This is a genomic window from Niallia laureatilytica, from assembly GCF_046613985.1.
Lineage (GTDB): Bacteria > Bacillota > Bacilli > Bacillales > Cytobacillaceae > Niallia.
The window spans coordinates 18,875-39,431 of the sequence record NZ_JBKKHP010000002.1 but is presented as its reverse complement, the minus strand read 5'-3'; the positions used below and the strand labels follow the sequence as shown (position 1 = coordinate 39,431).

Genomic DNA, 20,557 nt, shown 5'->3' with positions numbered 1-20,557 from the left:
TTTTTTACAAGTATTTATTTCTATTTATTCCCATACGATTATTGTTAAAACAAAAAAGAGCTGGAATCTTACTCTTCTCAGCTCTTAACATCTATTTTTTTATGATGATATCCTTCGGTTCAACTGTCTTAGTTTTAATAATGAACATAGAGATTAATTGGACAATTGCAATGCAGCCGAGAATAATGCGCATATACATATGCGGAGCGAAATAAGCACTTATCCCAATACAGATATAGCAGGTGACCAGTATTTTTATTTTTTGTTTCTTCGTCAACTCACCTTTTTTAAACCCTTTTACATATTCCTCATAAAATCTTGTTGAGCGGAAATAGGCGTTAAGCCGTTCTGAGCTTCGTGTATAGAAAAAGGAAGTCAACAGCAGAAATGGAGTTGTCGGAAGTAAAGGGAGAAAGATGCCGACAAGGCCAATCCCTAAAAAAACGGTACCTAATACAATATAAATCCATTTATATAATTGCTTCAATTTCTTCTCTTTAACTCCTTTCAATAGCTTACAGAATTATGCAAGACAGCTTTCTACCTCTATACCCTTATTATAGTGCAGGCATAGCCTTGTCTTAACTGTTCTTTTTTAATGTATACGAAAATTTCACATTTATGTGGATAAATAAGGAAATTCAAAAGCGGTAGCTTTCCTTTTTCTTTTTATCACGCAAGTACTGAAAAAACTTTACCAGCAATACAGCTGTGACAAACTGTAAATAATCAAATACAAATACAAACCAAATATTCATCCACTTATACATCTGAAGATAATCAATTGCCTGAGCAAAGCCACCAAGCACAATGCCTGTCCCAATGCTTGCGAATAATCCGCCAATATACAAATTTTTCTTTCTGTTTATACAATATTGATATGTCAGCATAAATGTGACGGGAATAAAGGAAGTGTTGATAGACAAGTTAATATTCATCAATGGCATCAGCGGATAAGGGTGAGTCACGAGGCCCTTTACAACTGCAATAGAATCTAAATAGTTCATCATAGCATGTATCGCAAAACCAAAAAATAAAATTTGAAAAATCCATTGCCGATCAAGCCATATGAGCAATACAATAAGCGGTCCTACTAAAAAGACAATATTCAGCCAAAAATGCCAATCCTGAAAATCAGCGAACTTACTCCAGTACTCTGTATGAAATGCATCCGCCTTGTTTGTCATTTCCCTCATTTTATCAACCATCTGCTGTTGCTCAAGCTTCATCTATACCACCTGCAATTATACTTTTTGTCATTAACATCCCCAATCTCCACCTAAATACACCCTTAGAAGGAAGATAATTGCTATAATATAGATTTTCTGTCACAATTAAGGCACAGTTATTTCCATTTCCTTATTTAGAATGGAGGCAATAAGATGAAACAAATCCATGAGACACAAATGGATGAAACAAACTATATTAATACTGTTAATAACGATGAGATATTTGTTCCTTATGAATTAAAGGAAGCACAGAGAGCTACTGGTGATCGTTTTCCTGTGAAAGATTATGATGTAAGCACGTTTCCAAAGCCTGTTCGGTATGCTGGCTATTTGCTCGGCTCCTTTCTAGCAGCTATGCTTGTTTTTGTCCTTGTTTCTTTTTGGTTACAGTAAAGAAGTAATAGACCTTACTTCTCCATGTGAAGTGAGTTTCTAAAGAGAAATAAAGGATTTTACAATATGAATAATACTCCATTTAAAAAGGCCTCTGATGATTTTCGTCATCAGAGGCTTTAAAATTCAGCTTCAATTGGTAGATTCTTCATCTACCTTTTTTAATGTAACAGGAGTATCCTCTCTCTGATTATTCTCTACATCAATCTTGTTAGATATTCGCAATGCAGACGGTGAACCGATTGAATCAATACAGTGGGACCAAAAAACAAAGGCAGGAATAGAAGTTCCAATTTAACTCTCAAAGGGAGATAGGATTTATACACTATATGGTTGGCGAGGAACTGCCTGAAGGAACTTATGATTTCATTTTGGACGACAGCTCGGTCCCTCTTGATATTTTTAGGATAGATATAATCTTCGACATATTTCTACATTTATCCATATACAGCAATCAATTTAAACAATTAAAAAGACCCATGTCTGCTCCAATGCAGTCATGGGTCTTTCCATATTTTTAATTCACTAGTTCCAGTGATTTTTCTATTTTTTCTTTATCATGCTCAAGCTGTTTATTTACATCATGGGCATAATACATACCATTTTTCATCATATAATTGGCAATCTTCGCATGGTTATCAATTGCTTCATCTAGCTGCTTTTTTAATACTTCCCGTACTTCCGGCGAAGCAGTTTCTGTTAAGGCCACGGCATACGTTCTGACAGTTGATTTAGCTGAAACCAGCAGCTCTGTTGCAATCAATTCATCACGCATTTTTCCTGCAGTTTTTAATTTATCAACTATACCCATTCTAATCACCTTCCCTTTATTTTGATAAGATAGCTTGCAGCTCCTTAATTGCTTTCTCAGAACTGGACACATCATTGCTCAAAATCATTTTTAAGGTGTCATCCTCCACAAGGGATTGCAATGCATAAGATTTCACGAGACAGCTTTGTTTCAAAGTAAGCACTTCATGTAATTCTAGCGTTTCATGTACTGCTAATTTTTCTGAAGCCATGTTTACTCCTCCTCCCTCATCCTGTCTTATATATTTGATATAACCGGAAGGAGCTGAGCATAAACTATTTTCCCATAAATATATTTACTGTTTTATGCTCTTAACGATTCGTGAAGGAAAGTGGTCAAGTATTCGGTACTTGTGATTTTTTGATTGCAAACCATGCTGTCTGTGCAAACAAAATTACCAATAGCCTTGTAGTAATCTGGATTTTTAGATTTTTTGGCTTTAGTGATAGTAGAGAAGTAGGAAATCTCCCCAAAACAATTACAAAAGGAGCAAAGATTTTTTTTATTAGTTGGTATAAATCTTCCTTCTATACCGACCAGCTTTCCATCTAACTCATAAACAATAAATTTTTTATTCGATCGTAAATCATTCCAGCTTAAATATGTTAGTCGGCTATAGTCTATTTTAGATAAATCAGGCAGCTTTAACTTTTTCTGCTTTGGAAACATTTTTTTCAGCTCCTGCTCTTGCACAGTTGGAAATGCTAATAAGCAGGCTGAAAGCTGCTCAATATATCGGTCAAACTCTTTGTCTGTCTTTAATTTGGAAAGATTAAGCATGCTTTGTTGTTCTAATGAAGCACTCGGAAAAAGGCTGTGAATTTTGCTGTTGGCTACATCAACTACAGCAGCTAAAACCTTTGCTGGGACATTTTTTTTCATACTGTCATTAATTAAAGCAACCTGGTTTTTTATAAAGTTCAGCTGTTCATTATTAATAAACGGTTCCATTTATGTTCACTCCATTTCTTTTGTTTATTTTATAGAAAAAAGCAGAATTCTAAAATGGAAAGAATAACTTAGAAGCATTTGTTACATAAAAAAACACTGATGAAAATCATCAGTGCCGTTTATTTGAGTAAACAATTTTCTTAATCGTTTCAGTGGAAAGATAATATGCCTCGGCCAGTTGAGCAATACTGCTGCCATTCCTAAACGAGTTTTTTATTTCAGCATTGCGGCGGTCAAAATGTTGCCTTCCTCCGCTTGAACTTCCCCATTTTTGATACTCAGTTTCCTGTTTAGGTATATATAATGTTTCCCCCTGAACATATTTTTGGATCTCTAAGAGAAGCTTTTCAGGTAAAACTTTGTTCGCATTCGTATATTTCATTTGTGCTCCACCCCTTATTGATATTGAAAAAATAAGGTGCAAAGCCATAATATTAGAAAAGCGTGTTAAGCGATATAATTAAATGTTTCGCCCCATGCAAAGAATCGCCTTCCCAATAACAGGCTTTGCATGAGTGGATGAAGTACTAGATAATTTTTTATGATTATCCATATGTAAGCACCTCCCTTTAAACCTTATTATAACGGATTTCAATAGGCGTTTGGTTTGTTTCTGTTTTTTTAATTCGGACAATCACCATTTATCTTCACTGCACATATCTTTACAGTAGCCTTTTTTTGCAGAGGAGGTAGTAGAAATGGGAAAGTCAGGACTTGTCCCTGATAATACAAATATTAAGAAAACAAGCGGAACTCCTAATCTCTTTTTTGATTCAAAAAATAATGTGGAGTACGAAAAAAACCAAGATAATATTATTTATAAAGTAACTTCCACCCAGCTGCCTGCTATGGTTGGCGGTGCTTTTGCAGATGTTTATCTTTCAAAGGGAAATATTCGCGAACCACATTGGCATCCAAATGCTTGGGAGCTGGATGTTATCATTTCTGGTGAAGCACAAATTTCCATTGTTGATCCAGATACTAATAAACTCCATACCTATAATGCTAAACCAGGTCAGGTTGTGTTTATTCCAATGGGCTGGTGGCATTGGATTACTGCAGCTTCTGAAAATTTGCATATGCATCTCTTCTTTAACAATGACCAATTTGAAACAGCATTAGGATCAAATATGTTACGGCTTACCCCGCCAGAGGTTTATGAACTATCCTATGGAGTTAATGCTGAAAAAATAGAAGATGTTTTAAGTCCTATTAAAGAGGCTGTTGAAATTGGCCCACCTAAACTGGAGAGAACCAAACAAAAACAAGAAGAAATTGTTATCAATATTAGCGGCAAGAATGTAAAATTATAAACTAAAAAAATGTTAATATAGATACCATTAATAAAACAGCTGCCTGCTGGCAGCTGTTTACTTTAGTTTGAATATATTCTGCCAATTGTCTGCTCATTACTGATTGCCACTTTGTTTTGTGCTTGCACTTCTTTTAATTTTTCTGGTGTTACATCATTTCCTAATGGATCTATAATCGTTGTATTTAAAAGAATGCTGTCCATAGAGCCACGAAACGTTTTAATGTATTCATTAATAAGTCCTTGGCGTTCGTTTGTTTCTTCTTGTGTTAAATTCCTTGTTTTAGAGATTTTAGCTAATTCATTTATTCTATTCAAAGTTTCTCGCATTTTTTTAACCTCCAGATTTGATGTATTAATGTTAGTTTAACATTTATCTTGAATTCAAGATAAAATACAAAAAATAAAGTATTCTTATTTGGTTACATTTTTATATTATCTCGAATTCAAGATAATCTTATAATACAAATAATGTTTTGTCAATATATTCCTTCAATTAAATTATGACTCCCTTTGTACAAACCATCCATACTAAAGTCGAAAGTTAATGATCAAACTATGAGGGGAAACATTTTGAAGGTCTGTAAGAAGGGGGATTATAAATGAAAGAAGAAAATACGGTCGTAGACCTGCACTTGAAAAAAGAAATAGAGGAGGAACTAGACTCCTTAAAGTTCACGAAAAACTTCCGCTCTGCTACTGCTGAAGAATGGTATTTATTTATGAAAAACTATGCTGATCCTAATACTGGCGGAGCTGCAGGAAAAGCCATTATTCATTATAACTTATACGGAAATAAAGAAATATTTATTAATACAACTATTATTTTTGATGATGATAAACTCTTTAACAATGAGCTTCACCCACTTGTGTATGCAATCGCAGACGAAGTAATCAACAGGCTGGTGGGTTATGCTGACACCTTATTATCAGTTCACGCAGGAGCAAACTCTTATCATGCGGAATATAAATCCAATTAATAATCTAAGGAGGAAATCACATAATAAAAACGGAGGTGAAAGAAATGAAAACAAAGGATGATTTCTCTGAAGGTGCTAAAATCACTGATAAAGCTCATACATATGGGCCGCCAAATGGAGGTACTGCAAATTCCCATTCTCCACAGTCTGTTCCGAATACAGAAGCAGCTAAAACAGGCAAACAGAAGTAATAGCCTTTCATAGCAAAAAAGACCTTGGTGATTTTTCACTAAGGTTCTTTTGCAATATTTACATAGCGTTAGCATGCTTGTCTGCATTACTGTTATTTACTTAAAACCCTTAACCACAATATCCGCTCTTTCCATCGGCTGATGGTGCTTAACATATAAATCTTCTGCAACCATCCAATTATTCTCCCATAACTGTCTAGCCTCTTCACCATCTCTATTAAGTCCTCGTCTTAACCTGATTTCACGGGGACAATCAACCCAGATAGTTAAATCATATATATTGGCTAGTTCCTTGCGAATGGAATAAACTCCCTCTATGATGACAATGCCACCGACGGGCACGTTATGCCTCTCTGCCAAACTATCTGTCTCCCAGTCGTATCGTTGATAAGCTCCTTCTATGTTTCGACTAACAGGTATAAGGATATTAATTAATACACGTTTCCAATCAAAGTCGGCACCAATTGGCTTATTAGCAGGTTGTGCTTTGATTATTTGTGAGGATGGTAAATAAAAATCATCCATATGTACAACTGTTACAGACGAACAAGCTTCCTTCATCAAGTTTGCAAAGGTAGTTTTTCCTGATCCTCCACAACCGTCTATTCCTATTAACATTGTGGATTGTTTTCTTGGTGTAGAATCAATTATCGTTAGCAGCTGTCTATATTTGTTGAATTCACCGTTTTTAGTATAAAAAATCACTGTATCACCACTTTTCATCATGTTAAAAACCCGCCGTTACTGTTAGTTTATGAAGCGAATAAATTGTTAATGCTGATAGCAAAAAGGATGTGATATTTATGTATGCAGAATTATCGAAGAATGAACAAGGCAGATACGCACTTCCTAATGGAGAATATTTCACAACAGATGACGACATTGAAGCTTTCATTCAAAACCAATGGGTAAAAACAACTGTTCATCATAATCATGAGGACTATTATTTAGTCGGTTATCCAGATATTGCTTTGCAAGGGTTAATGGCTAAGTATCCTAATGTAGTTTAATTTGTGTTTTTAAAAAAACTAGGCACTAGTATTAGGTGCCTAGTTTAAAACCGTTTATTTATAAAAAGGCAGTTAATCTTTTTCGCAAGATAAACTGATTGCATGAAAGCTCGTCCAATAGTTTTGAAACCAACTTGATCCCAATACTTTTCTTCATATATAAACGATGTATAACTACATCCTCAATATATGCTTTATAATGCCCATCTGAGACTGCTCTAGCGTAGCCAATAAGCGTATCACCCTTCCAAGCACCAACTGATGGCACTTTGTGTAATATCTCTTCCATATCTAAATCCAGTCTTCCTTGCAGCCAGCCTGTTTCGTTATACAGGCTCAAAACATCAATCGGTTTGATTTTTCTTTCCGTAAAGGTCTTTATTTCGATATCCAACTCTATTATCCTCCAAGTCTTATTAGCTTTTTAAATCATCTATTCATTTGGTGCACTCTTTTTGAAAGTTTTCAGTAAACGCTTTGCATCCGCAACAGAAACATCCTGAGTGATCATTTCGTATTCATAATCTCCCGACACGCCTATAAAATGCGCCTCTTTAGAATCTTTAATTTCATACACTTCCCATTTAATCTCGTTCAAAGTAAACGAATCGATTTTATTGCCCTTCTCTGTATTAAAATCATTTAATGAACTTACAACTGATTCTTCAGGATATGCTCTTACATATAGCACTTGCGATCCAGAGCCAAGGTCATTTCCTACTTTTTTATAACTGTAAGTTAAATACGCTTGATTAAATTCTTTATATCTTTCCAAACTTGCTGAGAAAATCTTTACATCTGAACTCGTAAATTCATACAGAAAAGGCACCTCTGACCGCAAAGTGACTAAAACGGACTCAACCTCTTCCACATTGGTATCAGCACTCTCTACAATACTAATATCTTTTTCTTTAGGGTCCTCATATTGAATATCCGAATAATGTTGCATAGAATTATAATTTTCTAACTTAGGTATAAACTCTTTTGCATCAATTGTTACATTTACTGATAATTCTTTCGGATGAAGATAACTGATCAATTGTCCTTCTTCATCGTAAAATTCATACATTACTAAGATTCCTGTATCTTTATCCACCCAAAAACGAAAGCTCTTTTTATCTGGCTGCATAATATTTTTATTAGCCTCATTTATTTCTCCATGCAAAACAATCGTATTATGACCAAGCAGCTCTTCATTTTGCCTCTCAATTTCCCAAACATTACTAGATCTTAAATATTCCGCTGCTATCTCGTATGGAAACAGAGATACATCTCCTATTGCTGGAATTTCTCTAAATTTCTCTTCAGAATCATATAGCTTATTTATTGGAATCGAAAATACATCTTTCGGCTCAACTGTCTCCCTCTTTGGTGTCACTTCATAATTACTTGTACTGTATGTGTTCCGATCATTATCTATATTCCAAATGGTTTCGTCATTAAAAAAGATTTCGTTCGTTGTAATTGGATCATCTGTTATAAACTCATCAGGAATATTAAATATTTTTTCATATCCACCAATTTCTTCTTTTAGACTAAACTTATATTCCACGTTATTGTTACTAGTTGAACCGTCATAATATCTATCAAACATCTCATATGCACCGGAAGCCGTTTGAAAATTATCTACTGTATTTAAAAGTTTACTTAATATATCTTCTTTTTTCATATCTTCATAATTTTCATCTTGATGAGGAGGAGTAATAATGGAATTATTTTTACCAACATTATTTTTATCACTGTGGCTGGATATAGGTTCTTCCCTTTGGTTAAGTGTATGTATCATAAAATAACTTATACCTATTAGAAAAATGCAAGTAAAACTAAGACTCAAAATTCGCGGATATAGACTCCTCGTATTTTTCGCTTTTGCAAAGTTAGCGTTGGAGATTTTTTTCCTTACTTTAGACTTATTTATTTCTGTAAAGTCTAATTCTTTCAAGACTGTGTTATCCATCGTTTCTTTTAAATCCTTTAACATTTTATCCATCGATTTTTCCTCCTTCACCTATCATTTTCTTTAAAGAAAGCCGTCCCCTATGTAATCGCGATTTTATTGTCTGTATGCTAATACCAAGCAATTCTGATATTTGATTGTAGGAAAACTCTTCATAATAATATAGAATAATAACTTCACGGTACTTAATTGGCAGTGATAATACCTTCGTTGATAATTCCTGCCTGTTTTCCACATGCAGTATTTCTGATTCTGGAGTATGATTAGTGATCGAACTTTTTGAAAGCAGTTCTGTTAACACTATGTTTCTAAAACTCCAACTTCGTAACCGGTCCTTGCATAAATTCACTGTAATACGATAAATCCAAGTTTTATAGGAAGATTCCTTTCGAAAAGTATCCAGGTTCTGATAGCATTTAATGAATACCTCCTGTGCGATATCCTCAGCGATTTGTTGCTTTTTCACAAAGGTGAATGCTAACCTAACGACACTTTGACCATATTCGTTCATTAACCACTCGATTATTTCCCCCCTGCTGGAATGTTTCCCATCCAGATTATCTTTATTATTTTTCTCTAACATTCTTTACACCCTTTCAAACTTTAGACGATGCTGAAAAGGTATGGTTGCAGATTTTTTATTTCTGCTACATTTACAGCAAAAAACACAGCTCCCAAAAAGAGCTGTGTTAATCCATTACGCATACATCTTTCCAGATTCTTCTTTGCGGAAAAAGCTCGTCATCGCATTGAAGACATCTGCCTTTTGTCGCAGCAAGTAATGACGAAACTTCTCGTTTGAGATATTTTTGTAGGCGGACATCAACGTGCTGTGGCGATTGTATTGATTCACCTCTCCATATCCAAACATATTGGAGACTTCCATCAATTCTTCGACAAGCTTGACACAGCGGGCATTGTCGGATGTGAGGTTGTCGCCGTCTGAGAAGTGGAATGGATAAATGTTAAATCTGCCTGGATCATACTTATCATTAATCAATTCAAGGGCCTTCCTGTATACAGAAGAACAAATAGTACCACCGCTTTCTCCTTTAGAGAAGAAGTCCTCTTCTGTTACAACTTTTGCTTCTGTATGATGGGCGATAAATTCAATTTCCACCGTCTCATATTTTGTGCGGAGAAATCTTGTCATCCAGAAGAAAAAGCTTCTCGCCATATATTTTTCCCAAAGTCCCATCGAGCCGCTCGTATCCATCATTGCAAGGACAACTGCCTTTGATTCTGGCTTTGTAACTTCATTCCATGTCTTAAACTTTAAGTCTTCAGGGTATATTGGATAAAAGCCTGGCTTGTTGTTCATTGCATTCCGTTTAAAGGCAGACATCATCGTCCGTTTTTTATCAATATTCCCCATCAGCCCTGTTTTCCTAATATCGTTAAATTCAATGTTTTCGACAACAATCTGATCCTGCTCTTTTCGCTTTAGGTTAGGCAGCTCTAATTGCTTAAAGAGTGCTTCCTCAAGCTCCATTAAGGACACTTCAGCTTCAAAGTAATCTTCTCCTGCCTGATCGCCGGCTCCTTGGCCTTTGCCAGGTCCCTTTTGGCCGCCATTTCCATCGCGAGCCACAACATCGCCAACTTGGCTGTCTCCGTTTCCTTGCCCAACATGTTTATTTTTATCATAATTATAGCGGATTTTATATTCATCTAAAGAACGTATTGGTATTTTCACTACTTCTCTTCCATTAGACATCACGATGTTTTCTTCCGTAATTAAGTCGGGCAGATTATTTTTGATAGCCTCCTGCACTTTTTCCTGGTGTCTTTGCTGGTCGTCATGGCCTTTACGATGGAGGGACCAATCTTCTTGGGAAATTACAAACTGGTGATTATTTTCATGTTTTGTCATCCTTACCCCTCCTAAAAATAAATTTTTTCAGCACCATTTTCTGGTTTCATGCATAAACTAATTCGGGCACCATCTTCCAAAAAATTAGTGATTACTCTATCCTATGCATGACGCTTAAATAATTTACTAATAATTTAGATAATTCGCTAATTTGGTCGAATGACAATATAACTTTTTTCTATATGGATAAAAGAAGGAACAGACAAGTCCATTGCCCGTTCCTTCTCCTTCATCATCATCAGCGATTTAATAGACTTCCGACATAGCGCAGCAAATCATTAGCAGATGTAGAATTGTAGCCATGCTCATCAATCAGGCGTGCAATAACTTCATTCACTTTTTTCAGCTGCTGCTCATCAGGTGTTTTAGTGGAAGTCGTAATTTTAACGACATCCTTCAAGTCAGCAAATAATTTCTTTTGAATTGCTTCTCTCAAACGGTCATGAGAATTATAGTCAAATCTTTTCCCTTTGCGGGCATATGCAGAAATGCGGATAAGAATTTCTTCACGGAATGATTTTTTCGCATTTTCAGAGATCCCGATTTGTTCCTCAATTGAACGCATTAGTTTTTCATCAGGATTGATTTCTTCCCCTGTAAGCGGATCACGAAGTTTATTCTTGTTGCAATATGCCTCCACATTATCCAAGTAATTATCCATAAGCGTTTTAGCTGATTCCTCATAAGAGTAAACAAACGCCTTTTGTACTTCTTTTTTCGCGATTTCATCATATTCCTTGCGGGCAAGGGAGATGCAGTTCAAGTACTTTTCACGCAATTCATTCGTAATTGATGAATGCTGATCCAAGCCGTCCTTCAAGGAACGAAGCACATCTAAAGCATTGATCGTTGTGATGTCCTTGCGAATGATTGTTGATGAAATCCGGTTGATTACATATCGTGGATCAATCCCGCTCATGCCTTCATCGCCGTATTCATTTTTCAATTCTTTAATGTCCGCGGAGCTGAAGCCCTCCACACTTTCACCATCATACAGGCGCATTTTCTTTACAAGATCAATATCGCCTTTCTTCGGTTCCTTCAAGCGAGTCAATATCGTGAAGATTGCCGCGATTTTTAATGTATGTGGAGCAATATGGACATCTGAAACATCACTTTCTCTAATCATTTTTTCGTAAATTCTTTCTTCCTCAGACGCCTTTAAGTTATATGGCACTGGCATTACAATGATACGTGAATGCAATGCTTCATTTTTCTTGTTGGCAATAAAGGAACGGTATTCCGTTTCATTCGTATGTGCCACAATCAGCTCATCAGCTGAAATAAGGGCAAAACGGCCTGCTTTGAAATTTCCTTCTTGTGTTAAAGAAAGCAAATGCCATAGGAATTTCTCATCACATTTAAGCATTTCCTGGAACTCCATCATCCCTCTGTTCGCTTTGTTCAATTCTCCATCAAAGCGATAGGCGCGCGGATCAGATTCAGATCCATATTCGGCAATTGTGGAAAAATCAATGCTGCCTGTCAAATCAGCGATATCCTGAGATTTCGGGTCAGACGGGCTAAATGTACCGATACCAGTACGTTTATCTTCAGAGAAGAAAACCCGTTCCACTAAAACATCTTCAATTCTTCCATTATATTCTTCTTGCAGTCTCATCAAATTCAATGGAGATAAATTCCCCTCAATGCGAACTCCATATTCGTCATAAAAGTCTTTGCGTAAATTATGCGGAATCATATGAAGAGGGTCTTCATGCATTGGGCAGCCTTTAATTGCATATACAGCTCCCCTGTCTGTGTACGTATATTCTTCTAATCCTCTTTTCAGCATGGTTACAAGTGTTGATTTACCGCCGCTGACTGGCCCCATAAGCAGCAAAATCCGTTTTCGGACATCTAGACGTTTTGCCGCAGGATGGAAATACTCTTCTACTAAGCTTTCTAATGAATCCTCTAAACCAAATAGCTGATTCGAGAAAAATTTATATTCCTTTTTCCCATTTACTTCATCAATGCCAGCGTCCTTGATCATATTGTATACACGTGAATGCGCTGATTGAGCTACCCATGGCTTTTCCTTTAAGATCTCCAAATACTCAGCAAATGTTCCTTCCCACTTAAGCAAGTCTTCTTCCTGTCTATACATCTCGATTTTTTTTAATATACTCATATGGACCTCCCCTGTCACTTTATCAGAGACGATTAATATAATCTATGCAGGCAGGAGAATGAACATGCTTAAAAAGAAAGGTTTGTTTTTAAAGCCTAGCTTTGACTCATATATTAACGGGAAGAAATGCCCGTAAAAAAAGGAATTCTCGGGCTAAGAATTCCTTTTTTATCTTTATTTCAAATCAAATTTTTTACCTTCCACGAATTCCTTCATGTACAGGCGGGATTTTTTATCTAGCATGCCTATCATTTGGGCAGTCCATGTATCGCTTCTTTCATTGTTTGTTCTTTCTTTATAATAAGCTGAAATGATGTCGTTGTATTCCACCAGCTCTTGTTTGTATTTGTCCAAGTCTTGTTCATACTCATTTTCATGATATACATGATGGAAAGGTACTCTTGGTTTTATATCTGTATGCTGATCTGGGTAACCTGCGACAATCGCGAATAATGGCAGCACTCTGTCTGGTGTTTTTAACAGCTCAACCACTTCTGGCAATTGATTGCGGATTCCCCCAATGTAGCAAATACCAAGTCCCATTGATTCTGCTGCAAGCGCTGCGTTTTGGGCAGCAAGGGCTGCATCAATTAGGCTGACCATAAATTTCTCTGTGCTTTCAAGGGAAGTTGATACATCCTTTCCTTCCATTTCTGCAGCCACACTATGTCTGTGAAGATCGGCGCAGAACACGAATACATGACCGTTCTCAGCAACATAGCTCTGATTTCCAGCAAGCTCGGCAAGCTTTTTCTTTTTTTCCTTATCTGTTATGCCGATAATGCTGTATGCTTGAATGAAGCTTGATGTTGAAGCACTTTGAGCTGCTTCTACAATCGTTGTAATTTGTTCTTTTGTTAATTCTTCATCCTTGAATTTTCTTACAGAACGATGGTTCAGCATCGTTTCAATAACATTATTCATCCTATACATCTCCATCTTTTTGTATTTTCGTCTATATTCATTATAATAAAAGAAACCTACATCTAATAATAATCTGCTCTTAGCCTGCCCATAAAAAAAGGGATAAACCATAAGGCTTATCCCTCAAATATTACTCATATTTCTTATTTAAATCACGATAATCCTGCTGACGTAGCGCTTCATACACAAGGATTGCTGCTGTGTTCGATAAATTCAAGGAGCGGATATTGTCAGTCATTGGAATCCGCAATGCTCTGTCTTTATTATTTTCGATGATATCCTTCGGCAAGCCTGTTGTTTCTCTGCCGAAGATGAAATAATAATCTTTGTCCTTGTCACTGTAATCGAAGGAAGAGTGAGGCTTCGTTCCGAACTTCGTTAAATAGAAAAATTCCCCGCCTTTATTTTCCTCAAAGAAAATCTCGATGGAATCATAGTAACGGATATCGACATGTTGCCAGTAATCTAAGCCTGCCCTCTTCAGCATCTTGTCATCTGTCGAGAACCCTAATGGCCTGATAAGATGAAGCACTGTATCTGTTCCTGCGCAAGTTCTTGCAATATTGCCGGTATTAGATGGAATTTGTGGTTGATATAATACAATATGTAAAGCCAATCTTGTCACCTCTGTCAATTAGTTCATTGTTTATTATACACCTTGCCGGCAAAAAAATAATGATTTTGCTTTCTTTATTGTCCGTCGACAATCGAGAAAAAACGGTATTTTATATTTGGCGTATATGCTGTTGAATCCTCATAACCCCAATATCTCATTCTGCTGTTATACGTATGGGCATTAACTAGCGGTTCTCCATTACTGTCTTTCCCTGTAACGATTGTCGTGTGGTTATATTTACCATCACCTTCAAAGTCATAGCAAATAACATCACCAAGCTTTAGTTCAGACGCATCACTAACGACCTTCGCCCGAAGACCTTGCTTGGATGATTCGAGAAACCGTGGAAAAGCATTTGCGACAGACCAGCTGTAGCTCCAGCTGTTGTTCTGCATCCACCAGCCGCTGCCTCTGTTCGGATAGCCCCTCATTGGCGCTCCCCCTGCATGAACACATTGTGATATATAATTGGTGCAATCCACCTCAAATTTATGATAAGCAGGATTATAGCTGTTCCACCATTTTTCTGCATACTGGACTGCTTTCAGCCTGTCATACGTATATCTCCATGTTCCTTCACGCTCTTCTTGCTCATTTGTTAAAAGCTTTGCTTCATCCGCTTGAATTGGTGCGATTATTTCTTTATCTTCTATTAATATTCCTTTATAAAAGATCCCTTTCCTGTTTTCGATTTCTTCCTCTACATAGAAATGATCTTTTTGTTTAATAAAGTATTGAAAATGTACCAGATAGTCCACTTCCTCTGTTTCTTCCTGCTTTTCAATAGTTAAAATATTTCCACGAGCCTTCACATTAACAATTTCAGCCTTGCGCTTATCAAAAAGCCTCGTCTTTCTTTCCATCTTTTCATCCAAAACAGAACCCCTGGCATCAGCAACGCACTGCTGCATTCTTTTCTCCATTAACTCTAGCAACTGAGTTCTCAAGTTATACACTCCTTTCCATGCTTATACTTATGAAAAAGGATGCAATACCTTGCCTGAAAAATGCAGTAAATAAAAAAGGAGGACTAAAATGAGTCACTCCTTTTGCTTTATGATGACAGCCGCGCAAGTGCATCCTGCATTTCTTGCAGCACTTCAGGGTCTGTTTCCTTATTGCTCAATGTCGTTAAAGCCTGACGTGATTCATCACCGCCAATTTTCCCAAGCGCCCATGCTGCAGTTCCTCTTATGACAGGTCTCGGGTCATTTTTCATTACGCCGATAATATCTGGAACTGCACTATCTTCCTTGAAATGGGCAAGTGCGATAAGCGCATTGCGCTGAATTGGCTTTTTACCTCTCCAAGAGCCGGATATATGTCCATACTTCTCCTTAAATTCCTTATTGCTGATAGTCAGCAGCGGCACAAGGAGCGGCTTGGCAATTTCAGGATCTGGTTCCATCTCGATATGATTATGAAAATCCATGCCTTTGTTTTTTGGACAAATCGTCTGGCATGTGTCACATCCATAAATTCTATTGCCTAGCTTCTCCCGAAACTCTTCGGCCAAAAACCCTTTCGTCTGTGTTTGGAAAGCAATACAGCGCTGGGCATTCAGCTGCCCGCCTTGAATAAGCGCACCTGTTGGACATGCATCGATGCATTTATTGCACTCACCGCATTGGTCTTCCATTGGCGTATCTGGCGTGAAAGGCAGATTAGTAATCATTTCGCCTAAATATACGTACGAACCGAACTCAGGAGTAATAATAGCACAGTTTTTCGCTGACCAGCCGACTCCTGCACGCTGAGCGACAGCCCGGTCAACAAGCTCCCCTGTATCCACCATTGATTTGCATAATGCATCAGGAACTCTGTCCATAATATATTTTTCCAGCTTAGAAAGCCTGTCCCGCAAAACAACATGGTAGTCTGTTCCCCACGAAGCACGGCAGAATATTCCTCGTCTTGCTCCTTTTTTGCTGGAGACACGCTCCTTCATTTTGGAAGGGTATGCTAAAGCAATGGAAATAATTGATTTTGGCTGATCTAAAAGGAGGGAGGGATTCACTCTTTTTTCGATATCCTTCTCCTCAAAGCCTGATTGAAAATTGAGCTCCTGCTGCCTTATCAATCTGATTCTCATTTCTTCAAAGGTACTTGCAGTAGTGAAGCCGATTTTATCAATTCCAATTGTTTTGCTGTAATTAATGATATCCTGCTTCAGTTGATCGTAGTCCATACTGCTCCCTCCTTTCTTCTTCATTGGTTTTTTTACTCATTTATCGCTAAAATAATAGCATAACATATAGACTTTATTTATTGGAGGTACTTATTATTGGATATTTCAATTGACAGAGAACTCTCTTCCCTCATAGCTGGTTTCAAAATTGGCGCTATTTTCTATAACCAGATTGAAGTCGGTGAATCACCGCAAATGGTAAAGGGCCGCTTGCAGCTTTTCCAAGAATCCATCTACTTTGATCTGTTAGAGAAAAAAGTCCAGGATATTCCGTCCGTTCAGGAATGGCGCCAAATCTTTAAAACTGCCGGGAAAGATCCGAACCGCTACCGACATTCTGCTGAAGCACTATTCAGACGGGTACATAAACAGAATTATTTGCAGCCTATCAACAGCAGCATCGATTTAAACAATTTCTTTTCCCTTCAATATGGAGTGCCGATTGGCATTTATGACCTATCGAAGCTATCCGGCGATATTACCTTTAGAATTGGAAAAGAAAGTGAACAGTATACAGGTCTAAACGGCAGAGCCAATTCTCTTGATAACTTAATTATCAGCGCAGATGATGCAGGTCCCTTCGGCAGCCCGTTTGTCGATTCAAACAGAGCTCCAGTGACTTTCGATACAAAAGACGCTGTCCAGTTCGTTTATCTTCAAGCCTCCACCCCGAAGGAAACAGCCGAGCGTATGGTTGCTTCCTTAATGGATATGTTTGTCCAAGTTCACGGAGGGCAGGCACAATTTAAAATTGTAGAATAATAGAGGCGTATGTTCAAGGAAAGTCCTTGTGCATACCTCTTTTGCAGTTTAACCATAAAGTTTATCTGTAAAAACAAAAAGTTATCCACAGTTAAAATAAATCAGAGAGTTATCCACAGGAAAATAAAAAGCTCCCCAAAATGAAAAAACGCAATGCTTCGTTCTTCTTTGAAACGAAACACTGCGTTGTGACTATGTATGGAGCGGGTGATGGGAATCGAACCCACGACATCAGCTTGGAAGGCTGAGGTTTTACCATTAAACTACACCCGCATTTTTAACAAGCTGCTTTACAAAAAGACAACTTATTTTTAACACGTTTTTTATTATATAACTGCAGTTTTAAAAAATCAACCACTTTTCGACATTTTTTTTACGAAGATTACATTCATGCGTAATATTTAACTCATCAGGACTAACTTTTTACTATAGTATGAAGATATTCTTTAATTAGTACCAGAAATAAAGAAAAAGACCGGACATTTTTTGTTCGGTCATTTTACATTCCTAAAATATATTCTTTTTCTCTTTTAATCCGAAAGCAACTGTCAACAACAGCAGCACTCCCATAATGAGTACATACAAATTAACAGCACCGCCCACACCTAACTGCTGGGACAGAAAGCCTAATCCGATTACAGGCAGGCTGACACCTAAATACGTGATGACAAAAAAAGTTGAGACGATATTGCCTTTAATTTTTGCAGGCGATCTTTCATTAATTAACGCAAGGCTTCCTGCATAGGCAGGTCCGTTCCCCCCGCCGATCAGCACAGCAGAAATAAGAAGCAATGTCAGCGATTTTGAGGCGATAGTAATTACTAATAAAATTAAGCCTAACGCCAATAATATATAACCGACTGAAATCATCGTCCGCAATGAGAATTGTTTCAGCAGTATTTGGTTTACTGCTGCTGCGATTAAGCCTAATGCAACAACAATGCCGGAAACAGTCAGCGAAGACACATGTGTGAAGCTTGATAGATTAGAAGGAATTAAGCTCATAAACATGCTGATAATAGACCAAGCGATAAATGACGTAAATGATGCCAAAATAAATGCCTTCACTATTGATTTCGGTACATAAGGCTTTTTCAGCTTAACCGGCTGCAGGCCAGGGCGTGCATTTTCATTCAAAAAGAATAAAGCTGCAAAGCATGGCAGGATAAACAGTAAATGCACATAGTATGATAATCGCAAAGGATATGGCGCAAAGTCGCCAAGCAATCCAGACAGAATCGGGCCAATCGCATTTCCAAGCGTTACAGCAAGGGCACAAATAAGGGCCGTTTTCTTTTTATCTCTCTTTTCGTCTAATTCAGTTAACGCCGCAACCGCAACACCATTTAATATTCCGACAGATAAGCCTTGAAACAGTCTTGCAATCAAAAGCATGCCTAGTCCATTAGCAACCGTAAAGCACGCAGTTCCAATCAGGGAAAACAGTATTCCTGGTATAAGGACCTTTTTTCTCCCAATTTGATCAGAGAGCTGTCCGGCCACGATAATGGCTGGGATAACCGTAAACGCATAAATGGCAAACACTAAAGTTATCATTCCGGATGATAATCCCCACTCTTGGCGATAGAGTGTATAAAGGGAAGCCGGAATATTTGTGCCAAAGAGCGTCAGGAACAAACAGCAAGCAACAAGCCAGAAGGAAACCTTCCTGCTCAGCATGCGCTGCTCACGCATCACTTGAATAGAGCTAGTGCGTTCAAGCAGTCTTTGCTGGAAGGCAGACCTCTGCAATTCAGAAGCGTCGATATCCACAACGTCCATCAAGCCTTGCAGACCTACAATCAGATTCTGAACCTGATGCTCTTCCGCATTGCTCGCGATTCTGATTCTAGTCGCCTCTTTGTATTTTTTTGTTTGAATACTTTCTATATTAACTTCATGTGCTCCAAATAAATTGGATATACGAGCCAGGACTCCCGGCTGATCTATAACTAGCATGGAAATTCGATAATCAGAAGCCATCAGCTCTTCACTCCCCTACTCAAAATATCTTTACTTATATTGTAAGGCATGAATAAATATAAAGTCTATACACTTGTAAGAAAATATAACATGAAAATATCGACAAAATGTGCCAACCGTTATAAATATTACTATATCAAGGTTTTTTGGGCCATTCCAATTAAATGACTATATTGAATTAATTTTATTTTCAGAAAACTTTTGCATACTTTTTGTATATTTATATGAATAAAATTAACTACTATTTCCTGAAAATCACCTATTATTCTTATAAAATTGAACATTCTTTGAACAGTATTATATATTGTGATTTTTTTCACAAATATCTATTGTAAATTAACTATGCACCATTCATAATATGTTTATCAAACGTACTTATAGTGTTAATACTATACCAACAGATTATATTTGGAGGAATCAGCGATGGAAGGCGCATCTCTTTATCAAGTGGAAAAACTGGCACTAAAGAAATGGAAAATATTTAAGCGAAGCAAGTTTCGATTTTTTATGCGTGCTGTTGTAGCAAGCATGTTTATCGGTTTTGGTGTAATTGTTGCCTTTAAGACTGGAAATTTCTTTTATGCAGAAGGCTCACCCTTCGCATATCCTGCTGCAGCACTCGTTTTCGGGGCTGCTATCATCCTGATAGCATATGGTGGAGGAGACTTGTTCACAGGCAATACCTTCTATTATACGTATGCTGCATTGCGGAAAAAAATCGCCTGGCTTGATGTATTCAAAGTGTGGGGAACAAGTTATGCCGGCAATATATGCGGCGCTGTCTTTTTCGCAGTATTTATTTATTTGACAGGTTTATTCAAATCCCATGAGGTCAATGAATTTCTACTGCATGCAGCTCAGACGAAAATTGAAGCACCTATAAGCGAGCTGTTCTTTCGCGGCATTCTTTGTAACTGGCTCGTCTGTCTCGCCTTCTTTATTCCAATGGCTTTAAAGGAGGATATTGCGAAAATATTCGCCATGATATTATTCGTTTTTTGCTTCTTCATCTCTGGATATGAGCACAGTATTGCTAATATGGCAACCTTCTCTATTTCATTAATACTTGACCAAAACCCTGCCATTACTTTGCCTGGGATTATACGCAATATTATCCCTGTTACGTTAGGCAATCTAATCGGAGGTGTCGGTTTTATGGGCGTGATGTACTATTATGTGAATAAGCCATTTATGGATGAAGATATAGAAGAAAAATAAAAGCAAGCCTGCTTATGAGGCTTGC

The 20,557-nt window shown here is 37.3% G+C and carries 25 protein-coding genes and 1 tRNA gene; 7 read left to right on the top strand and 19 right to left on the bottom strand.

Annotated elements, in window-relative coordinates; all coding sequences use genetic code 11:
* Positions 1–91 precede the first annotated feature (91 nt).
* On the bottom strand, positions 92–511 hold the full coding sequence (locus ACLIJJ_RS05420; RefSeq protein ID WP_411410642.1) for a YbaN family protein: 420 nt from the start codon (positions 509–511) through the stop codon (positions 92–94).
* Between the two features lie 130 nt (positions 512–641).
* Positions 642–1,229 carry a hypothetical protein gene (locus tag ACLIJJ_RS05415; RefSeq protein WP_251645053.1) on the bottom strand — a complete coding sequence of 196 codons (588 nt, stop codon included), beginning with the start codon at positions 1,227–1,229 and terminating at the stop codon, positions 642–644.
* 153 nt (positions 1,230–1,382) lie between these two features.
* On the opposite strand from ACLIJJ_RS05415, the gene ACLIJJ_RS05410 reads away from it, so the two are divergent.
* Positions 1,383–1,622 (top strand): hypothetical protein, encoded by a 240-nt coding sequence (locus tag ACLIJJ_RS05410; RefSeq protein ID WP_233317368.1) that lies wholly within the window; start codon positions 1,383–1,385, stop codon positions 1,620–1,622.
* A gap of 517 nt (positions 1,623–2,139) precedes the next feature.
* On the opposite strand, the gene ACLIJJ_RS05405 is transcribed toward ACLIJJ_RS05410, so the two are convergent.
* From ACLIJJ_RS05405 to ACLIJJ_RS05390, 4 genes are all read right to left on the bottom strand, one after another.
* A complete protein-coding gene (locus tag ACLIJJ_RS05405; protein ID WP_233317369.1) occupies positions 2,140–2,433 on the bottom strand; it encodes a spore coat protein in 294 nt (97 codons plus the stop codon).
* 16 nt (positions 2,434–2,449) lie between these two features.
* The gene (locus ACLIJJ_RS05400) at positions 2,450–2,644 is read right to left on the bottom strand and encodes a spore coat protein (RefSeq protein ID WP_233317370.1); all 195 of its coding nucleotides are present in this window, start codon (positions 2,642–2,644) and stop codon (positions 2,450–2,452) included.
* A 92-nt stretch (positions 2,645–2,736) separates the two neighbouring features.
* Positions 2,737–3,384, bottom strand: coding sequence for a FusB/FusC family EF-G-binding protein (locus ACLIJJ_RS05395; RefSeq protein WP_251645051.1), 648 nt, complete (start codon positions 3,382–3,384; stop codon positions 2,737–2,739).
* A gap of 109 nt (positions 3,385–3,493) precedes the next feature.
* Positions 3,494–3,766, bottom strand: coding sequence for a CD3324 family protein (locus tag ACLIJJ_RS05390; protein WP_233317372.1), 273 nt, complete (start codon positions 3,764–3,766; stop codon positions 3,494–3,496).
* Between the two features lie 316 nt (positions 3,767–4,082).
* Between ACLIJJ_RS05390 and ACLIJJ_RS05385 the strand changes: the two genes are divergently transcribed.
* Positions 4,083–4,697 (top strand): cupin domain-containing protein, encoded by a 615-nt coding sequence (locus ACLIJJ_RS05385; protein ID WP_233317373.1) that lies wholly within the window; start codon positions 4,083–4,085, stop codon positions 4,695–4,697.
* 62 nt (positions 4,698–4,759) lie between these two features.
* Here ACLIJJ_RS05385 and ACLIJJ_RS05380 read toward each other — a convergent pair whose 3' ends face one another.
* Positions 4,760–5,026, bottom strand: coding sequence for a DUF896 domain-containing protein (locus ACLIJJ_RS05380; protein WP_233317374.1), 267 nt, complete (start codon positions 5,024–5,026; stop codon positions 4,760–4,762).
* Between the two features lie 272 nt (positions 5,027–5,298).
* On the opposite strand from ACLIJJ_RS05380, the gene ACLIJJ_RS05375 reads away from it, so the two are divergent.
* Together ACLIJJ_RS05375 and ACLIJJ_RS05370 are read left to right on the top strand one after the other, a co-directional pair.
* Positions 5,299–5,676, top strand: a complete 378-nt coding sequence (locus ACLIJJ_RS05375) for a hypothetical protein (RefSeq protein WP_233317375.1) — start codon at positions 5,299–5,301, stop codon at positions 5,674–5,676.
* A gap of 44 nt (positions 5,677–5,720) precedes the next feature.
* Positions 5,721–5,867, top strand: coding sequence for a hypothetical protein (locus ACLIJJ_RS05370; RefSeq protein ID WP_233317376.1), 147 nt, complete (start codon positions 5,721–5,723; stop codon positions 5,865–5,867).
* 96 nt (positions 5,868–5,963) lie between these two features.
* On the opposite strand, the gene ACLIJJ_RS05365 is transcribed toward ACLIJJ_RS05370, so the two are convergent.
* Positions 5,964–6,485 (bottom strand): uridine kinase family protein, encoded by a 522-nt coding sequence (locus ACLIJJ_RS05365; protein ID WP_411410804.1) that lies wholly within the window; start codon positions 6,483–6,485, stop codon positions 5,964–5,966.
* Positions 6,486–6,670: 185 nt separating this feature from the next.
* Here ACLIJJ_RS05365 and ACLIJJ_RS05360 point away from each other — a divergent pair, with 185 nt between their 5' ends.
* Entirely contained in the window at positions 6,671–6,877 is a 207-nt protein-coding gene (locus tag ACLIJJ_RS05360; RefSeq protein ID WP_233317377.1) for a DUF5348 domain-containing protein, read from the top strand.
* Positions 6,878–6,935: 58 nt separating this feature from the next.
* Here ACLIJJ_RS05360 and ACLIJJ_RS05355 read toward each other — a convergent pair whose 3' ends face one another.
* The 9 genes from ACLIJJ_RS05355 to queG all read right to left on the bottom strand — a co-directional run bounded on the left by ACLIJJ_RS05355 (position 6,936) and on the right by queG (position 16,569).
* On the bottom strand, positions 6,936–7,271 hold the full coding sequence (locus tag ACLIJJ_RS05355) for a GNAT family N-acetyltransferase (RefSeq protein WP_233317378.1): 336 nt from the start codon (positions 7,269–7,271) through the stop codon (positions 6,936–6,938).
* 39 nt (positions 7,272–7,310) lie between these two features.
* Positions 7,311–8,867, bottom strand: coding sequence for a hypothetical protein (locus ACLIJJ_RS05350; RefSeq protein ID WP_411410641.1), 1,557 nt, complete (start codon positions 8,865–8,867; stop codon positions 7,311–7,313).
* Positions 8,860–9,417 carry a sigma-70 family RNA polymerase sigma factor gene (locus tag ACLIJJ_RS05345; protein ID WP_233317380.1) on the bottom strand — a complete coding sequence of 186 codons (558 nt, stop codon included), beginning with the start codon at positions 9,415–9,417 and terminating at the stop codon, positions 8,860–8,862. The genes ACLIJJ_RS05350 and ACLIJJ_RS05345 overlap by 8 nt, the downstream gene beginning before the upstream one ends.
* Before the next feature lie 114 nt (positions 9,418–9,531).
* Positions 9,532–10,707, bottom strand: coding sequence for a sporulation protein YhbH (gene yhbH, locus ACLIJJ_RS05340; protein WP_233317381.1), 1,176 nt, complete (start codon positions 10,705–10,707; stop codon positions 9,532–9,534).
* Positions 10,708–10,945: 238 nt separating this feature from the next.
* Positions 10,946–12,841: a PrkA family serine protein kinase gene (locus ACLIJJ_RS05335; protein WP_233317382.1), complete on the bottom strand. Its 1,896-nt coding sequence runs from the start codon at positions 12,839–12,841 to the stop codon at positions 10,946–10,948.
* 174 nt (positions 12,842–13,015) lie between these two features.
* Positions 13,016–13,765 carry an oxygen-insensitive NADPH nitroreductase gene (nfsA, locus tag ACLIJJ_RS05330; protein ID WP_233317383.1) on the bottom strand — a complete coding sequence of 250 codons (750 nt, stop codon included), beginning with the start codon at positions 13,763–13,765 and terminating at the stop codon, positions 13,016–13,018.
* Positions 13,766–13,895: 130 nt separating this feature from the next.
* Positions 13,896–14,381 (bottom strand): tRNA (uridine(34)/cytosine(34)/5-carboxymethylaminomethyluridine(34)-2'-O)-methyltransferase TrmL, encoded by a 486-nt coding sequence (gene trmL / locus ACLIJJ_RS05325; RefSeq protein WP_233317384.1) that lies wholly within the window; start codon positions 14,379–14,381, stop codon positions 13,896–13,898.
* A gap of 74 nt (positions 14,382–14,455) precedes the next feature.
* The gene (locus ACLIJJ_RS05320) at positions 14,456–15,328 is read right to left on the bottom strand and encodes an amidase domain-containing protein (protein ID WP_237940741.1); all 873 of its coding nucleotides are present in this window, start codon (positions 15,326–15,328) and stop codon (positions 14,456–14,458) included.
* A 107-nt stretch (positions 15,329–15,435) separates the two neighbouring features.
* Positions 15,436–16,569 (bottom strand): tRNA epoxyqueuosine(34) reductase QueG, encoded by a 1,134-nt coding sequence (gene queG, locus ACLIJJ_RS05315; RefSeq protein WP_233317386.1) that lies wholly within the window; start codon positions 16,567–16,569, stop codon positions 15,436–15,438.
* 96 nt (positions 16,570–16,665) lie between these two features.
* Between queG and ACLIJJ_RS05310 the strand changes: the two genes are divergently transcribed.
* Positions 16,666–17,331, top strand: coding sequence for a B3/B4 domain-containing protein (locus ACLIJJ_RS05310; protein ID WP_237940739.1), 666 nt, complete (start codon positions 16,666–16,668; stop codon positions 17,329–17,331).
* Between the two features lie 199 nt (positions 17,332–17,530).
* Here the strand turns inward: ACLIJJ_RS05310 and ACLIJJ_RS05305 are convergent.
* Both ACLIJJ_RS05305 and ACLIJJ_RS05300 read right to left on the bottom strand, forming a co-directional pair.
* Positions 17,531–17,604 (bottom strand) — tRNA-Gly (locus ACLIJJ_RS05305).
* A 234-nt stretch (positions 17,605–17,838) separates the two neighbouring features.
* Positions 17,839–19,314, bottom strand: a complete 1,476-nt coding sequence (locus tag ACLIJJ_RS05300) for an MFS transporter (RefSeq protein WP_411410640.1) — start codon at positions 19,312–19,314, stop codon at positions 17,839–17,841.
* 423 nt (positions 19,315–19,737) lie between these two features.
* Between ACLIJJ_RS05300 and ACLIJJ_RS05295 the strand changes: the two genes are divergently transcribed.
* Positions 19,738–20,532: a formate/nitrite transporter family protein gene (locus ACLIJJ_RS05295; protein WP_233317389.1), complete on the top strand. Its 795-nt coding sequence runs from the start codon at positions 19,738–19,740 to the stop codon at positions 20,530–20,532.
* Positions 20,533–20,557: the final 25 nt, after the last annotated feature.

Excerpts from the sequence above, each read along its gene's own strand:
- ACLIJJ_RS05415 (WP_251645053.1), bottom strand. The coding sequence starts at position 1,229 with ATGAAGCTTGAGCAACAGCAGATGGTTGATAAAATGAGGGAAATGACA.
- ACLIJJ_RS05410 (WP_233317368.1), top strand. The coding sequence starts at position 1,383 with ATGAAACAAATCCATGAGACACAAATGGATGAAACAAACTATATTAAT.
- ACLIJJ_RS05405 (WP_233317369.1), bottom strand. The coding sequence starts at position 2,433 with ATGGGTATAGTTGATAAATTAAAAACTGCAGGAAAAATGCGTGATGAA.
- ACLIJJ_RS05400 (WP_233317370.1), bottom strand. The coding sequence starts at position 2,644 with ATGGCTTCAGAAAAATTAGCAGTACATGAAACGCTAGAATTACATGAA.
- ACLIJJ_RS05395 (WP_251645051.1), bottom strand. The coding sequence starts at position 3,384 with ATGGAACCGTTTATTAATAATGAACAGCTGAACTTTATAAAAAACCAG.
- ACLIJJ_RS05390 (WP_233317372.1), bottom strand. The coding sequence starts at position 3,766 with ATGAAATATACGAATGCGAACAAAGTTTTACCTGAAAAGCTTCTCTTA.
- ACLIJJ_RS05385 (WP_233317373.1), top strand. The coding sequence starts at position 4,083 with ATGGGAAAGTCAGGACTTGTCCCTGATAATACAAATATTAAGAAAACA.
- ACLIJJ_RS05380 (WP_233317374.1), bottom strand. The coding sequence starts at position 5,026 with ATGCGAGAAACTTTGAATAGAATAAATGAATTAGCTAAAATCTCTAAA.
- ACLIJJ_RS05375 (WP_233317375.1), top strand. The coding sequence starts at position 5,299 with ATGAAAGAAGAAAATACGGTCGTAGACCTGCACTTGAAAAAAGAAATA.
- ACLIJJ_RS05370 (WP_233317376.1), top strand. The coding sequence starts at position 5,721 with ATGAAAACAAAGGATGATTTCTCTGAAGGTGCTAAAATCACTGATAAA.
- ACLIJJ_RS05365 (WP_411410804.1), bottom strand. The coding sequence starts at position 6,485 with ATGTTAATAGGAATAGACGGTTGTGGAGGATCAGGAAAAACTACCTTT.
- ACLIJJ_RS05360 (WP_233317377.1), top strand. The coding sequence starts at position 6,671 with ATGTATGCAGAATTATCGAAGAATGAACAAGGCAGATACGCACTTCCT.
- ACLIJJ_RS05350 (WP_411410641.1), bottom strand. The coding sequence starts at position 8,867 with ATGGATAAAATGTTAAAGGATTTAAAAGAAACGATGGATAACACAGTC.
- ACLIJJ_RS05345 (WP_233317380.1), bottom strand. The coding sequence starts at position 9,417 with ATGTTAGAGAAAAATAATAAAGATAATCTGGATGGGAAACATTCCAGC.
- yhbH (WP_233317381.1), bottom strand. The coding sequence starts at position 10,707 with ATGACAAAACATGAAAATAATCACCAGTTTGTAATTTCCCAAGAAGAT.
- ACLIJJ_RS05335 (WP_233317382.1), bottom strand. The coding sequence starts at position 12,841 with ATGAGTATATTAAAAAAAATCGAGATGTATAGACAGGAAGAAGACTTG.
- nfsA (WP_233317383.1), bottom strand. The coding sequence starts at position 13,765 with ATGAATAATGTTATTGAAACGATGCTGAACCATCGTTCTGTAAGAAAA.
- queG (WP_233317386.1), bottom strand. The coding sequence starts at position 16,569 with ATGGACTACGATCAACTGAAGCAGGATATCATTAATTACAGCAAAACA.
- ACLIJJ_RS05300 (WP_411410640.1), bottom strand. The coding sequence starts at position 19,314 with ATGGCTTCTGATTATCGAATTTCCATGCTAGTTATAGATCAGCCGGGA.
- ACLIJJ_RS05295 (WP_233317389.1), top strand. The coding sequence starts at position 19,738 with ATGGAAGGCGCATCTCTTTATCAAGTGGAAAAACTGGCACTAAAGAAA.